This window comes from Frischella sp. Ac48 (assembly GCF_019641635.1).
Classification (GTDB): Bacteria; Pseudomonadota; Gammaproteobacteria; order Enterobacterales; family Orbaceae; genus Frischella; species Frischella japonica.
Genome location: NZ_JAETXP010000001.1, coordinates 42,758 through 59,142, shown reverse-complemented (window position 1 = coordinate 59,142; position 16,385 = coordinate 42,758). Strand labels below are relative to the sequence as shown.

General features: G+C 33.4%; 15 protein-coding genes. 3 read left to right on the top strand and 12 right to left on the bottom strand.

Annotation, left to right across the window (positions count from 1 at the left end; all coding sequences use genetic code 11):
• The first annotated feature begins 91 nt into the window (after window positions 1-91).
• Window positions 92-1,030: an N-acetylglucosamine kinase gene (nagK, locus tag JMI89_RS00235; RefSeq protein ID WP_220679023.1), complete on the top strand. Its 939-nt coding sequence runs from the start codon at window positions 92-94 to the stop codon at window positions 1,028-1,030.
• A gap of 33 nt (window positions 1,031-1,063) precedes the next feature.
• Window positions 1,064-2,983: an exodeoxyribonuclease V subunit alpha gene (gene recD / locus JMI89_RS00230; protein WP_220679022.1), complete on the top strand. Its 1,920-nt coding sequence runs from the start codon at window positions 1,064-1,066 to the stop codon at window positions 2,981-2,983.
• A 109-nt stretch (window positions 2,984-3,092) separates the two neighbouring features.
• On the opposite strand, the gene JMI89_RS00225 is transcribed toward recD, so the two are convergent.
• The 9 genes from JMI89_RS00225 to rsfS all read right to left on the bottom strand — a co-directional run bounded on the left by JMI89_RS00225 (window position 3,093) and on the right by rsfS (window position 10,631).
• Window positions 3,093-3,818: an amino acid ABC transporter ATP-binding protein gene (locus JMI89_RS00225; RefSeq protein ID WP_187755531.1), complete on the bottom strand. Its 726-nt coding sequence runs from the start codon at window positions 3,816-3,818 to the stop codon at window positions 3,093-3,095.
• A 2-nt stretch (window positions 3,819-3,820) separates the two neighbouring features.
• Entirely contained in the window at window positions 3,821-4,513 is a 693-nt protein-coding gene (locus JMI89_RS00220; protein ID WP_187755530.1) for an ABC transporter permease subunit, read from the bottom strand.
• A gap of 2 nt (window positions 4,514-4,515) precedes the next feature.
• Complete coding sequence (locus tag JMI89_RS00215; protein ID WP_187755529.1) at window positions 4,516-5,250, bottom strand: amino acid ABC transporter permease; 735 nt, start codon at window positions 5,248-5,250, stop codon at window positions 4,516-4,518.
• Between the two features lie 74 nt (window positions 5,251-5,324).
• Window positions 5,325-6,245 (bottom strand): glutamate/aspartate ABC transporter substrate-binding protein, encoded by a 921-nt coding sequence (locus JMI89_RS00210; RefSeq protein ID WP_187755528.1) that lies wholly within the window; start codon window positions 6,243-6,245, stop codon window positions 5,325-5,327.
• Between the two features lie 439 nt (window positions 6,246-6,684).
• Window positions 6,685-8,250 carry an apolipoprotein N-acyltransferase gene (lnt, locus tag JMI89_RS00205; RefSeq protein WP_220679021.1) on the bottom strand — a complete coding sequence of 522 codons (1,566 nt, stop codon included), beginning with the start codon at window positions 8,248-8,250 and terminating at the stop codon, window positions 6,685-6,687.
• A complete protein-coding gene (gene corC, locus JMI89_RS00200) occupies window positions 8,251-9,117 on the bottom strand; it encodes a CNNM family magnesium/cobalt transport protein CorC (protein ID WP_187755526.1) in 867 nt (288 codons plus the stop codon). It lies immediately after the preceding gene.
• Window positions 9,118-9,367: 250 nt separating this feature from the next.
• Window positions 9,368-9,826: an rRNA maturation RNase YbeY gene (ybeY, locus tag JMI89_RS00195; RefSeq protein WP_187755525.1), complete on the bottom strand. Its 459-nt coding sequence runs from the start codon at window positions 9,824-9,826 to the stop codon at window positions 9,368-9,370.
• A gap of 10 nt (window positions 9,827-9,836) precedes the next feature.
• A complete protein-coding gene (gene rlmH, locus JMI89_RS00190; RefSeq protein ID WP_187755524.1) occupies window positions 9,837-10,307 on the bottom strand; it encodes a 23S rRNA (pseudouridine(1915)-N(3))-methyltransferase RlmH in 471 nt (156 codons plus the stop codon).
• A gap of 3 nt (window positions 10,308-10,310) precedes the next feature.
• Complete coding sequence (rsfS, locus tag JMI89_RS00185; RefSeq protein ID WP_187755754.1) at window positions 10,311-10,631, bottom strand: ribosome silencing factor; 321 nt, start codon at window positions 10,629-10,631, stop codon at window positions 10,311-10,313.
• 361 nt (window positions 10,632-10,992) lie between these two features.
• On the opposite strand from rsfS, the gene fabB reads away from it, so the two are divergent.
• A complete protein-coding gene (gene fabB, locus JMI89_RS00180) occupies window positions 10,993-12,204 on the top strand; it encodes a beta-ketoacyl-ACP synthase I (RefSeq protein ID WP_187755523.1) in 1,212 nt (403 codons plus the stop codon).
• A 504-nt stretch (window positions 12,205-12,708) separates the two neighbouring features.
• Here the strand turns inward: fabB and sppA are convergent.
• The 3 genes from sppA to rsmA all read right to left on the bottom strand — a co-directional run bounded on the left by sppA (window position 12,709) and on the right by rsmA (window position 16,384).
• A complete protein-coding gene (gene sppA / locus JMI89_RS00175) occupies window positions 12,709-14,541 on the bottom strand; it encodes a signal peptide peptidase SppA (RefSeq protein WP_220679020.1) in 1,833 nt (610 codons plus the stop codon).
• A 205-nt stretch (window positions 14,542-14,746) separates the two neighbouring features.
• Window positions 14,747-15,571: a bis(5'-nucleosyl)-tetraphosphatase (symmetrical) ApaH gene (apaH, locus tag JMI89_RS00170; RefSeq protein ID WP_187755521.1), complete on the bottom strand. Its 825-nt coding sequence runs from the start codon at window positions 15,569-15,571 to the stop codon at window positions 14,747-14,749.
• Between the two features lie 3 nt (window positions 15,572-15,574).
• A complete protein-coding gene (rsmA, locus tag JMI89_RS00165; RefSeq protein WP_187755520.1) occupies window positions 15,575-16,384 on the bottom strand; it encodes a 16S rRNA (adenine(1518)-N(6)/adenine(1519)-N(6))-dimethyltransferase RsmA in 810 nt (269 codons plus the stop codon).
• Window position 16,385 lies beyond the last annotated feature (1 nt).

Below are 16,385 nucleotides of genomic sequence, written 5' to 3'. Positions count from 1 at the left end.
CATCATTTCGTTTGGCAAATAATACACTTTAAATATTGATGGGTTTATACTAGCATGACTATTAACAAATTTTTTATAAGGATAATCAATCATGCTTTATGGATTTGATATTGGTGGAACAAAAATAGAGTTGGCTGTGTTTGATCAGGATCTCAATCAGTTATGGACTAAGCGAATTGATACGCCTCAATCAAGTTATCAAGCATTTTTAGATGCAATGATTTCTTTGATTAATGAAGCAGATCAACGATTTAAAATAAAAGGTCAAATTGGTATTGGTATTCCTGGTATCATTAATGATCAAGAAAAAACAGTATATACCACAAATATTGAAGCTGTTAAAAATCAGCCTTTAATGGCGGATTTAGAACGTGCAGTTGATCGCCCGATCTTTATGAATAATGATGCTAATTGTTTCGCCCTTTCTGAAGCTTATCATAAAGATTTTTTACAATATAACAATGTATTAGGCGTGATTTTAGGTACAGGACTAGGTGGCGGTATTATTATTAATCACCAAGTGATTAATGGAGCTAATGGTTGTGGTGGTGAGATTGGTCACCTTAATTTATCGGTTAATATGCTCAATATATTGGGAAAAGATATTCCTTTGACGCAATGTGGTTGTGGCTTAAAAGGATGCTGTGAACGTTATCTTTCTGGTACAGGTTTTGAGTGGCTGTATCATTATTATTTTCATAAATCATTAAAGGCTAAGACAATTATCGAACATTATTATCAAGGAGATGCAAACGCTGAACAACACATTGATCGTTATTTGGAGTTATTAGCCGCCTATTTAGTTAATGTTATGGTAATTGTTGATCCGCAGCTAATCGTTTTGGGGGGCGGTTTATCTAATTTTGAACTGATTTATCAGGAAGTGCCAAAGCGCATATCGAAATATCTATTACCGCAAATGACGATACCTCGTATTGAAAAGGCGAGATTTGGCGATGCAGGAGGTGCGAGAGGTGCAGCATTACTAAGTTTGGCTAAAGATCCTCTTGATGAGCATACTATTTCATAAGAATAAGTTAGGGTAACAGTACGATAAAAGCATATGATTAATAGCATTGATTTTTTAGAACAATTACGAAGCAAGGGCACATTTACTGCTTTGGATTTTCATATTGCTCGTTTTTTTATCCAAAAAGTAAATTTAGACGATCATAAACAGTCATGCCGACTCGCTTTTTTAATACTTTGGATGAGTGTTGAAATTCGAAGTGGTCATGTTTGTATTGATTTAGCGCAATTATCCAGAGCGCAATTTGACTACCGTTTGGGTCGTGACATAGCAGAAACAATTTTTGAACAACTTGGGCATCCAAAGCTAACTGATTGGCTACAATTATGCAATCAGCTTGGTCATGACATTATCGGCAATAGTCAAAATTTAACACCATTAATTTTACACGAAAATAAACTGTATTTTCAGCGTTTATGGTTATACGAAAAACAGGTTGCCCAATTTTTTGGATTAGGTCAGCAGTTATATATATCTAATGATAAACAAAAAATGATTGATATCATTAATAATTTATTTCCAGATACTCATTCAGGTGAAATCGATTGGCAAAAAGTAGCGGTAGTTTCAGCCCTAACTCGCAGAATTGCTATTATATCTGGCGGGCCTGGTACCGGAAAAACGACCACAATCAGTAAATTACTGGTAGCTTTAGTCAAGATTATTCAAGAGCCAGATGCAAAAAAAATACAAATTATGGCAACTGCGCCAACAGGTAAGGCGGCAGCTAGGCTTACTGAATCTTTATCCAATGCGTTATCTCACTTAAATTTACCCTCTTCGATAAAAAATAGTTTACCCACAGAAGCAATTACTTTACATCGTTTGTTGGGAGCCAGACCCAATACCAATCAATATAGCTATAATGAACAAAATAAATTGAGTATTGATGTCTTACTTATTGATGAAGCATCTATGGTTGACTTACCTATGATGGCAAAAGTGATTGATGCATTACCTACACAATGTCGACTTATCTTATTAGGTGATAAAGAACAGTTATCTTCGGTTGAAGCTGGAGCGGTATTTGGTGATCTTTGTGAATTGTATGATCGTGGTTATAGCCAACCACATGTTAAAATGATAAATGAATTATGTGCCTATCAGTTAACCGGTAAAACAGAAGAAGTATCATTAGCCGATTGTGTTTGTCTTTTACAAAAGAGCTATCGCTTTAATAACCATTCAGGAATTGGACAATTAGCAAATTTAATAAAGGCCGGTGAGCATCAAACAGTGTTGAAATTATTAAACAACAATCAACATATAGATGTTATTTATAATACTTTAATAAACCAGCAACAATATTTAAAAGCTATTGAATATAGTGTTAATCATTATCGAAATTACTTTTTAGAAATCGTTAAGCAACCAGTAAATATTAAGCATATATTGAATTACTTTGCCCAGTATCGCTTATTATGTGCTTTAAGAGAAGGGGCATTTGGCGTCGATGGATTAAATAAAGTTATTGAACAAACGTTAGAAAATCAGCAAATTATTCAGCGTACACGACAGCAACCATGGTATGTTGGTCGTCCTATTATGATATTACGTAATAGTTTTACATTAGGACTATTTAATGGCGACATCGGTATTACTTTGCCTGATCCTGATGATGCTAGTAAATTACGGGTTTATTTTTTATTGCCGAATGGTGAAATTAAAGGGTTTTCACCTTACAGATTGCCAGAACATGAAACTGTTTATGCAATGACCATTCACAAATCACAAGGTTCCGAATTCGATCATATAAGTATTGTATTACCTAATGAATATTCACCTATATTAACCCGCTCATTGTTATATACAGCAGTGACACGAGCTAAACAAAAAGTAGCTATTTTTTCGGAAAGTACGATTTTAACTCGTACCATACAAACAAAAACTCAACGACAAAGCGGACTCTTAACTCAGCTTAAAAATATTGAATTAACCACTATAACGGAATAATAAGTCTTTTATCACATTAGAATAATGTAGGATAAACAGCAGGAAAATTGCGCTATCAAAAATAAAATAAGTGGATCATGCTGATCCACTAATCAATAAGATAAAAATATTAATGAATGATTTTAGCTAAGAAATCCTTTGCTCGATCTGTTTGCGGATCACTAAAGAATTGTTCTTTAGAAGTATCTTCAATGATTTCTCCTTTATCCATAAATATTACGCGATTAGCAACTTTTCGAGCAAAGCCCATTTCATGAGTAACAACCATCATTGTCATCCCTTCATAAGCTAATTCAACCATAACATCTAATACTTCATTAACCATTTCAGGATCAAGGGCTGAAGTTGGTTCATCAAATAACATAACTACTGGATCCATACAAAGTGCACGGGCAATAGCTACACGCTGTTGTTGACCACCAGAAAGTTGACCAGGTAGCTTATTAGCATGAGCAGATAAACCTACACGTTCAAGTAATGATAATGCTTTCTCTTTAGCTTCATCATCAGAACGACCAAGCACCTTAATTTGTGCTAAAGTGAGATTTTTTAAAATAGTTAAATGTGGGAATAATTCAAAGTGTTGAAATACCATCCCGACTCTTGAACGTAAGCGAGCTAAATTAGTAGAATTACTAGTGATCTCGGTATCACCAATAAAAATCTTTCCTTTTTGAACCGGCTCTAACCCATTAACAGTTTTGATTAGCGTTGATTTACCAGAACCAGATGGACCACAAACAACGACAACCTCACCTTTTTCAACTTGTGTTGTACAATCTTTTAAAACTTGAAATCGACCATACCATTTGGATATATTTTTTAAGGTAATCATTTTTAGTCCTTCTTCAAATAATTCACTAAACGCGATGCGCTAAAACAAATAACAAAATAACTAATAGCTGCAAAAATAATCATCGAATATTTTGCTGTCCCACCTTGAGCCATACCAATTTGCGTTACACTTGCACCAAACAAGTCGATTAAACTCATAACATAAACCAAAGAAGTATCTTGGAATAAGATAATACCTTGAGTCAATAGCAAAGGAATCATCGCTCTAAATGCTTGTGGCAAAATAATAAGTCGCATCGTTTGACCTTTAGTCATTCCTAGTGCAAAGGCAGCATGATATTGCCCCTTACTAACAGCATTAATCCCTGCTCTAATGATTTCAGAATAATAAGCCGCTTCAAATAACGCAAATGCTATCATCGCAGATGCGATTCTTACATCAGCGTAAGGTGGCAATTGGAATAAATATTTAATTGCTTGCGGTAGAGCTAAATAAAACCATAATAATACTAATAATAAAGGTATTGAACGAAATAAATTAACATAACCACGAGCGAAAATATTTAGTAGTTTAATATTCGATAAACGCATTAATGCTAATACGGTGCCCCATATAATACCAACAACAACCGCCGTAAATGTAATTTTTACCGTCAACCATAAACCCATTAAAAGTAATTCATTATGATGATTAATAAGTGTTGGAATATTCGCAATCCATTCTAATAATTGCATCTTTAACCTCCACTCATCATATTAGGTAAACGGGTTTTCTTTTCTACAAGTCGCATAATAGTTATTACTGAATAATTTATAAGCATAAAAGTTAGTGTTACACCACATAATATTTCAACTATACTGTTAGTTGATTCATTAATACGATCAATTTGTCCAATAAGATCAATCAAACCAATCGTTGATGCAACAGACGAATTCTTAATAATATTCGTCATTTCCGAAGTTAAGGTCGGTACAATTTTACGATAGGCATTTGGTAATAGGATATATCGATACATTTGTAATTTGGATAATCCTAAAGCTGTGGCAGCGTATTTTTGTCCAACAGGAAGGGTTTGAATTCCTGTTCTAACCTGCTCCGCAATACGGGCTGAAGTAAATAGACCTAAAGCAATAGCGGCTAAAATAAAGCTATGGACATTTGGATCCAAATCTTGAATAAACCACGTTTTCAAAGCTCCACTTAACATTTCTGGCATTAACATATACCAAATAAACATTTGTGCCAATAAAGGAATATTGCGAAAAAGTTCAATATACGCAACTGCAAATGTATTTAACCATTTGTTTTTAAAAGTGCGCATAATCCCAATAATTGAACCTAAAACAAAAGCAATAACCCACGATGTAATGGCTAATGAAAGGGTAACAACAGCACCGTTCCATAACCAGTTTAGATAAATTCCATCACCATAAGGTGTTGGTTCAAAAAATAAAGTCCAATTAAAATCCATAATTTATGTATTATTCATTAGGTTTGTACTGAATGATGATAACATTCAGTACTTTGATTAAAATTTAAAAGCAATTAATCTAATGCTTTATCGTTCGGGTTGGCAAAAAGCTCAATCATTTTCGGTGAAATTTCGAGGTTCATGTTTGCACCATTTGGTGGAACAGGTTGAGTGAACCAGCGATTATAAGATTCTAACGCCTTGCCTGATAATTGTGCATTGGCAATGGTTTTGTCAATTAATTGTTTAAATTGAGTATCACCTTTTCTAAGCATGCAGCCATAAGATTCATAAGATAAAGGTTCGCCAACTATTTTCCATTCTGCTGGGTTAACTGCTCTTGAACGTTCTCCAGCAAGCAGCGCATCGTCCATAAGAAATGCGGCTGCGCGCCCTGTTTCAAGGGCATTGAATGTATCACCATGATCTTTAGGTGTAATAATTCGAATTTTTAAATTATCACGATTATTAATCTGATTTAAACGAATTTCAGATGTTGTACCTGCTGTTGTTGTTACATTTTTACCTTTAAGATCCTCGATGTTATTAATATTGCTATCCGCCTTAACTAAAAAACGAGTACCAACAATAAAAATCGAGTTAGAAAAATCAACCACTTTTTGGCGCTCAAGATTATTAGTCGTTGAGCCACATTCAAAATCGTAGGTATAATTGTTTAATAACTGAATCCGTGTTTTAGAAGTGACAGGTAAATACTTCACTTTTAAATTAGGCATATCAAGTTCTTTTTTTACTGCTTCTACAATCAAATTTGAATAATCTTGTGAATAACCAATTACATTTTGATTATTATCATAATAAGAAAAAGGAATTGACGATTCACGATGGCCGACAACAATTACACCGCTATCTTTAATTTTCGCCAGTGTGCCAGTTAATTCTTCAGCGTACGCATTGGTATGAATTAAACCAAGCACACCCAAAGATAACATTAATTTCGCCAGTTTAGTCTTAGACTTTTTAAATTTGGTCATATCAATTTCCTCTTTTTCTAAGGTTTATATTGTATTCAATATCTAAGATATTTTTACAACAGCCGCGTATTATAACTGATTTTTGCTTATAAAAGTAATTTTTTTGCATATTTATGCTTTATATAAATGCTTACAAAGTATAACATTTTGAATTTTAGAAACTTTTAATAAATTAAATGACCGTTTATTAACTCATTTTATTAATTTATTAACGAATTTTTGAACTTAAATGATACAAATTGTCGTTTTTAAAACCACTATCTATTTAATTAATTACAAATAATTTTATATCGACTAAAGTACAATTTTTTTTGGGAATTGCCATTGGTGTTTAATAAGAAAAATATGCATTTTTTTATTAGTCATTTTAGATGCAATTCAAATCATTTGTTTAGTTCTTACCAATTATATTTAAGCAAGAAATGTGCCATATTGATAATTAATTATATCTGGTTTTAGGTATAAGTAGTAGCGAGAGTATAATCATCATAATGAAAAGTGGGAAATGCCCCCATTTAGCATAAGGGGTTAGACCCGTATTCGGAGATAATTGCATAGATAGGGTAGTTGTTTTAAATTGTGGTGCTTGTTGTAAAATTTTCCCTGAAGGATCAATTATAGCGGTAATACCATTGTTAGTACTACGAATCATCGTTCTACCAAATTCTAAAGCTCTAGCTTGCACCATTTGAAGGTGTTGCCATGGTCCAATACTTTCACCAAACCAAGCGTCATTAGATACAGTTAATAAAAAATCGGTATCATTGCTAAAGTTTGCTAATACTAAGTCTGATAATATTGCTTCATAGCAAATCACAGTTGTAAATTTGAATCCTTTCATAACTAATGGTTTTTGAATTCTTTCACCAAATGACATTGATGACATAGGAATCTGCAGTAAATTAGCTATCGGCTCGAGTAATAATTGTAAGGGAATATATTCACCGAAAGGAACCAAATGATGTTTATTATAACGGTTTTCGGTAGGATAGTGATATGGATTTTCATCCCCTAATACAATTAATGTATTAAAAATATCATAATCATCTGAATTATGACGCAGATCAATAATTCCTACAGCGATAGCACTCTGATTAGCACGAGCTAATTGATCAAGCTGACGTAAATAGAACTGTTGATTAGTTTCTAGATCAGTAATCGCAGCTTCAGGCCAAATTATTATATCACTTTGTTCTAACAAATTTTTGGTTAAAGAATAGTAAGTATGTAAGGTATTTTCAAGCTGATTAGCATTCCACTTTAATGATTGAGTAATATTGCCTTGAACTAATGAAACATTAACTTGACGCGAATTATCTTGATGCGTCCATTCGGCACAATTGGTCAATATTGGTGCAAAATAAAATATTAATAGTGCAATTAACGCATTAAAAAAGTGCGTTTTTGAAATGCGCCATTGTTTATAACGGATAAGATAAATTAAATGACATATTAGATAAGCTAGTAAACCACAAAGGATACTAAATATTAGATTAACACCGTCGATACCAATTATTGGAAATAAGCCTTTTAGCGGTGAATCAAGTTGGCTATAACCAAATTCTAACCATGAAAAGCCAGTAAGAATAGTACCACGAAGATATTCGGTAAATTGCCAAAGTAAGGGAGAAAGCAGTACTAATTGTTTAACTGAGTAAGCTGGCGCTAATTTATTGCTTAACCTTACTAAAGTGGCAAATAATAATGGATAGAGCGATAAATAAACTATCAATAACACTAGAATGGTTATCGCAACAATTGTTGGTAATTCCCCATACTGCTTAATGCTAATATAAACCCAGTGTATTCCAGAACTGAAATAGCCCAATCCCCAACTTAGACCAATAATGGCTGCCTGTTTTGCTGATTTGTCAGCAATTAACAGCAATAACCCACTAAAAGATAGTAAAGCAAGTAATGAAAAGTGAAATGGCGCATAACTAAATACTGCTATACCACCAAGAATGGTAGCCATTAATTGCTGTATCAAAACTTGCTTAAACATTTAATTTTGTTTTTCTAAATCAGGTTCAGGGGCATGGTCAGGTAAAGTAACATGCAACTGAATAATCCGACGTTTATCAGCTAAGGCGACTTTAAATTGATAATCTTCAATGCTAACCATTTCTCCTTTAACGGGTAATCGACCAAACTGTTGCATAACTAATCCACCAACCGTATCTACATCTTCATCACTGAAATGGGTTGAAAAGATATCATTAAAATCTTCAATTGCCGTTAAGGCTTTGACTGTATAAACTGAAGGTGCTAGTTTACGAATATTACGATCTTCTACTTCATCATATTCATCTTCAATATCGCCAACGATTAATTCTAAAACATCTTCAATAGTAACTAATCCTGATACACCACCAAATTCATCGATGGCTATAGCCATATGATAACGTTGCATTCTAAATTCTTTTAACATGTGATCAACGCGTTTACCTTCTGGCACTATCACAGCAGGACGCAAAACTTTTTTTAGATCAAAAGTATCACTACCTTGTTGCATAAAAATTAATAAATCTTTAGCTAATAAAATACCTTCAATGTGATCGCGATCTTCACTAATTACCGGATAACGTGAGTGACCATATTCAAAAATAACATCTAAACATTCCTGTAAGGAATAATTTAATTTCAGAGGAACAATCTGTGTTCTGGGGATCATAATATCTCTAACACGTTGATCTGCAATATCCATTACACCTTCAATCATATCAAAGGTATCAGGGTCAATTAGTTGATTTTCTTGCGCTTCCCGAATTAAAGTAATGAGTTCATCACGGTTTTGTGGTTCTGAACTAAACAATTGATGTAGCCATAAAGAAAATTTTTTCTTTGATCGTTGGTGATTGTCATCGACCATTTTATCGCATTCCTTCCAAAAGATTATTAACTATAATAGATTTTATTTTATACATAATGTATCCCGATTTCCGACCAATTTTAAAATACTTTTTACTATTTTAATCGTGTGGATGAAAGGGAAATGATAACAATATCATCAATTAACTGCAACAAAACGCTTATTTATAAAATATATCCTGGTGAATTTGTTAAAAAGTTTTGAATGTACCCATTTTTTAAATTTAATTTCAGTAAAAATTATAAATTGATTAAGATTCATAAGGATTTGTGAATCCTAGTTCTGTCATAATTTCAATTTCAATATTTTCCATTTCTTGAGCTTCAGCTTCTTCGATATGATCATAACCTAATAAATGAAGGCAACCATGGACAATCATATGTGCCCAATGTGATTCAAGTGATTTATGTTGATCTTTAGCTTCTTGTTCAACTATCCCTTTGCAGATAATGAGATCACCTAAAAGCGGCGTTTCCATTTCAATTGGAGATTCAAAAGGAAATGATAATACATTTGTTGGTTTGTCTTTATGACGATAGAGGTTATTTAAATATTGGCTCTCTTGTTCATCAACCACACGAATTGTTAATTCAGCTTGTGGTACAAATTGGGGTAATATCACTGTTAACCATTGTTGAATTTTTTGTTCGCTAGGTATGGTATTCGTATCGGTAGTAACTATTTGTAAATCTAGAATGATCTGATCCATGATTAAATGTTTATTCTCTATGATAAGGGTGATTTGTTGTAATGCTCCAGGCTCGGTATAAGCTTTCCGCAACAATAACTCTAACAAGGGGGTGAGGAAGGGTAAGCGGTGATAATGACCAACTTTGATGCGCGGCCATTTTACAAGCAGGCGATAATCCTTCTGGTCCGCCGATTAACAAGCTTACATCGCGACCATCTAATTTCCATTTATCCAGCTCACAAGCTAAATTTTCTGTAGATAATGGTTTGCCTGGAATATCCAATGTCACGATACGATTACCTTTACCGCAACTTGCTAACATCTGCTCGCCTTCTTTGTCCAAAATTCTTGATATATCAGCATGTTTAGTTCGCTTTCCGGCAGGGACTTCGATCAATTCAAAAGGCATATCTTTCGGAAAACGTGATGTATAATCATAGAAAGCAGTTGATACCCATTGAGGCATTTTGGTACCTACGGCAATAAGTTGAAGCTTCACTAATTATTTGCTCCACAACTTTTCAAGCTCATAAAGTTGACGACTATCTTCTTGCATAATGTGAACCATAACGGAATCAAGGTCAACAACCACCCAATCGGCATCATTTTGGCCTTCACTACCTAATACTAAGTAATCCTGTTTTTTAGCTTCTTCTAATAGATGATTGGCAATTGAGCTAACATGCCGATTGGATGTACCTGTGCAGATGATCATGTAATCAGTAATACTTGATTTACCTTTAACATCTAATATAACGATATCTTTTCCTTTTAAGTCATCGATTTTGTCGATGATAAAATCTTGAAGTGACTGTTGCAAAATATTCCTCTAAATGTTTTTTTCATTTTAGTGTATTTTAACATATTATTTTTTGGTCAACAAAAACTGTAAATCAATCCTAACAATGTTATTAAATATTAAATTTCAAAAAAAATTATCAATAATAAAGTAAAAAAGCGGTTAATATTTTATGCTTTGTTATTAATCAGCTAACACCTGTTCACTAATTTTTCAGTAAAAAATACAGAAAAATATACACTATATTACTAATTATATTAAATAATATCATAAAAAAACTACCTGATAAATAATTTACAAATCTTATTGTTCAGCTTACAACTGTAAGCTATAATTAGCGAAATTTTTTTACATGAAAGATATTTCTTTGGGAGCAAAGTAATAAATGAAAAGAGTCGTAATAACAGGTTTAGGAATTTTATCAAGCATTGGTAATAATACTAAAGAAGTATTGGAATCCTTAAAACAAGGAAAGAGTGGGATTACTTTTTCTCAAGAAATGAAAGACAGCGGTATGCGTAGTCATGTTTGTGGTAATATCAAATTAGATACAACTGGTTTAATCGATCGTAAAATCGTACGTTTTATGAATGATGCTTCAATTTATGGCTATTTAGCATTACAACAAGCAATAGATGATGCTAAACTTACACCTGAAATGATATCTAACCCGCGTACTGGTCTTATTGCGGGTTATGGTGGTTCAACGAAAACACAATATTCGGTTGTTGCAGGAATGAAAGAAAAAGGCCTACGTGGGGTTGGTCCTTATGCAGTAACTAAATCCATGTCTTCTGCGATTTCTGCTTGCTTAGCAACACCATTTAAAATTAAAGGCGTGAGCTATTCAATGACTTCAGCGTGTGCAACTTCTGTTCACTGTATAGGTCATGCAGCTGAGCTTATTCAGTTAGGTAAACAAGATATTGTCTTTGCTGGTGGTGGTGAAGAACTTTGTTGGGAAATGTCTTGTGAGTTTGATGCTATGGGTGCATTATCGACAAAATATAATGATACTCCAGAGAAAGCATCACGCGCTTATGACGCTAATCGTGATGGTTTTGTTATTGCTGGTGGCGCTGGAATGGTCGTCGTTGAAGAACTTGAACATGCTTTAGCACGTGGAGCGCATATTTATGGTGAAATAGTCGGTTATGGCGCAACATCTGACGGTTATGATATGGTATCACCATCTGGTGAAGGGGCTGTACGTTGTATGCAACTTGCTATTGAAAATGTTGATTCGCCAATTGATTACATTAATACTCATGGTACATCCACCCCAGTCGGCGATGTTAAAGAGTTATGGGCAATTAAACAAGTTTTTGGCGATAATGTTCCTGCAATCTCTTCAACAAAGTCAATGACTGGTCATTCATTAAGTGCTACAGGTGCTCAAGAGGTTATTTATAGTTTATTGATGCTACAAAATAATTTTATTGCGCCAAGTATTAATGTCGATGAATTAGATGAAGCAGCAAAAGATATGAATGTTATAACTCAACCAACAGAAAAAGAATTAACGACAGTTATGTCTAATAGTTTTGGCTTTGGTGGTACTAATGCTGCTATCGTATTGAAGAAATTTAGTAAATAACATTCTAATTATGTAAATCTAGATAGCACTAAATTAGTGCTATTTTTTTATCTCATCAAAATGTTATTACCTACTTATTTTTACGCTAATTACTGATAATTCCATATATAATAAAATTACACAGAAATCGAAGATTTCAATTGTAATTAAAAAGTGTGTAAAAAAGATATAAAGCTGACGATATGTTTATAAACAAAATGGGCTTAAGTCTTTTTCCATTTATTTACATCACAACAATTTTAATAGTCATATACGAATTTAGTAAATTAACTAAAGGATTAGCGATTGTCCTATAAAATTTAATCTGTTTGATTGCTAACTTAATCTTAAAAAAATAATCCTGTTTTAGGTTAACTCTCTGTTGGTTTTAAACTGAATTTCTATCATGAGTATAGAGCGGTATTTAATTACAATATTTGAAATATATTATGAATGACAGTTAGTATTGAGTCGGATAGTTTATACAATCAATTAAAGAGAAAACAGGGCATTGCCCTGTTTTTATTAATTAACTTCAGCACAATTTAAACAATAAATATACCGATTTTGTGGGTCATTTAAATTTTCCAATAATGTCATGCGCTGCTTAACCTCTTTGACCATTGGTAGTTCATTATATAAAATTTGCGTAAGCGATTTTGGTAATATGGCTGAATAATTGTTTAACATTGCATTAAAATAGTTAATATCTTGTTTTTGCCAATAAATTGTATAATCAGTGATACCGGCTAAAGTTGCTGCTTTAAGTACAGCATTGTCAATATCACCAATTTCATCGACTAGACCATTTTCTTTAGCTTGTTCACCTAACCAGACTTGCCCTTGAGCAATTTTATCGACAGCTTCATAATTCATATTTCGTGATTGTGACACAAGCGATATAAACATGTCATAGCCATTATTAATGGTCATTTGCATGAGCTGATTGAATTGCTCTGATGGCGCTTTAGTTACCGATAAACTCGCTAATGGTGAGGTAGCGACACCGTCAGTGTGAACACCGATCGAAGAGAGGCTATTTTCAAAATTTGGTAAAATTCCAAAAATTCCGATTGAGCCTGTAATGGTATTTGAACTTGCATAAATATAATCTGATTCTGTCGCTATCCAGTAACCACCAGATGCAGCTAATCCCCCCATTGACACAACAACAGGTATATCTTTCTCTCTCAATGCTGCTAATTCACTGCGAATTTCCTCAGAACCATCAACACTACCACCAGGACTATTAATGCGCAAAACCACCGCGCGAATATTGCTATTATTGGTCAATTTTTTTATCTGTTGAGCAATAGTTTCACTTCCAGCTGTATCATTAGTGCTGTCACCCTTAACAATTGTACCATTAACAAAAACAATAGCTATTTCAGGCTTGTGATTCATCGTAGATTGTCCATCAATGATTTGCTGTTCATTTGTTTGAAGCTGATAATCATAAATGCTGACTGAATCATTTGTATTAAAAAACGCCTTCATCTCTTGTTCGAATTCACTATTTGTTTTAATTGAATCAATAATTTTATTTTCAAGAGCATATTCAGCCAAATTACCTGAGACCATTTTTAAGCGTTCTAAAAATGTATCAGAATCTGGTGCTAACATATCATTAGGTATGTCACGTTGTTGAGAAATATCAGATAAATAGTTTTTCCACATTGGCATTAACCAACGACGAGTATTTAGCTTAGCCTCTTCAGACATATCATCTCTAATATAGGGTTCTACAGCAGATTTATAGGTTCCCACTCTATACACATAAGTGTTGACTTTTAAATTATCTAATAATGATTTGAAATAGAAGTTGTTAGCGGCAAAACCAAAAATTTCTACACTTCCAATATTACTTAAATAAATTTTATCGGCAAGACTGGCTAAATAGTATTGTTTTTGATTAAACTTGCTACCATAAGCATAAATAGGTTTTCCGGCTGCTTTGAATTGTTTTAAATGTTTTGCCAGATATTCCAGAGAAGGCAATGATCCACCATTAAATTTATCTAATTTAAGGATGATACCTTTTATTGCATTATCGGATGTTGCTTGATCAATTTTCTTAGTAAGTTCAAATAAGCTATTTTCACGAGAAGGATCAAATTTATTACCACTCAGTTTTTTACTTAATTCATAAAAATCTTGATCAACATTTGTTGTATCAACAAGTACGCCTTCAATATCGAGAATTAAAACACCTGATTGGGGGATATTCTCAGAATTGGATAACCCTATAAGTAAAAATAAACAGAAAAAAAAGACAATATTTAAAAAGATAATTCTAATTAGATTTAAGGTTTTCCAAATATATTTTAGCCCGGTACAAATCGTGTGCCAAACAAACATAAACAATCCTTACTTTTTTATTTAGTGTTATTAGTATAGCGTTATTAATTTAAAAATTACACCAGCGCAGTTAAATTCGTGCTTAATGTATTAGATTTAAGACATAACAAAATGTAAACAATTAAGATACCGATAAAAGATATGATTAACAAAACTAAAAGAATTAAAGGTAATGAAATATCGATATATAGTATTAAATTCTATTTTAAATTTTGTCAGAAGCGTCTTGATTGCGTTTAAAAAAATAATGCTTATCTTCCCAACGTAAACATGTTAATTTACCTCCCCAACAACAGCCAGTATCCAAACCATAGATGTTTTCAGGCGTACCTTTACCCTTTAACGATGCCCAATGACCAAATATAATACTATAATTTTCGGGTATTTTACGGGGTAACTTAAACCAAGGTTTAAGTTTACTTGGTGCGTCTTCTGGTGCATCTTTGCAATAGAAATCTAGGCGACCATCATCATAACAATAACGCATACGCGTAAAAGCATTGGCTATGAAGCGTAATCGATCTAAACCTTTTAAATCGTCCTGCCATGAATCAGGAAAATCACCATACATTGAATCTAAAAATAAAGGATATGTGTCGCTGGATAGCACAGAACTTAGATCCTTGGCACATTTAATTGCTGTGTCTAAATCCCATTGCGGAGAAATGCCAGCGTGTGCCATAACTAATTTCAATTGGTTATCAATTTGTAATAAGGGCTGGCGTCTTAACCAATTAATTAACTCGTCACAATCCGGAGCTGTTAGAATTTGTTCAATGTGATCTTTTTTATGATTTTTAGTAATTCCCGCATAGACGGCTAAAAGATGAATATCATGATTACCTAAAGTAAGACGTATTTGGTTACAATGTTGTTTTACAAACCGTAATACCGCTAACGAATCAGGTCCTCTGGCAACGAGATCTCCCGTTAACCAGATTGTATCAGATTGGCTAAAATTAGCTTTCTCAAGCACTTTCATAAATTCATAGTAACAACCATGAATATCGCCAATCAGTAAGTTTGCCATGATTTATTCACTCATTAAGCTATAAGCATCAGCCAGCTGGCAATATTGTTGCAACGTTAGATTCTCAGCGCGCGCATCTAAATCAAGATTTAATGCAGTGAGTTGTTCTGAATTAAATAAATTCCCCAAACTATTACGAATCGTTTTTCGGCGTTGATTAAATGCTTCAGTTGTTATGCGAGATAGCATTCGTACATCCTTTACTTTATGAGGTATATCAGCATGAGGTATTAATTTAACTACCGCAGAGTCAACTTTTGGAGCAGGTTTAAATGCATAAGGTGGTACCTCTAAGATAGGAATAATCTGACAATAATATTGTGCCATAACACTTAACCGACCATAGGCTTTAGAATTGGGTGCTGCGACTAAGCGATTTACAACTTCTTTTTGTAACATAAAATGCATATCAGAAATTGCATGTGTAAATTGAAACAAATGGAACATTAAAGGTGTCGAAATATTATAGGGTAAATTACCAAAAACTCTTAATGGCTGCTTCATCTGTTCTGCAAGAATGGTAAAATCAACCATCATAGCATCCTCTTGAATCACATTGATTTTATGTTTTAAAAAAGGATTATTAAGTAATCTTGCTGCTAAATCACGGTCAATTTCAACCACTGTTAACTGGTCAACTAATTGACTAATCGGTACAGTCAGTGCAGCAAGGCCAGGACCAATTTCGACCAGAGCTTGATCCTTTTTGGGTTGAATGGCTGCTACAATATTTTCAATAACGTTGTCATCATTTAAAAAGTTCTGACCGAATCGTTTCCGTGCAAAATGCCCTTGATGCATACGATTATTCATA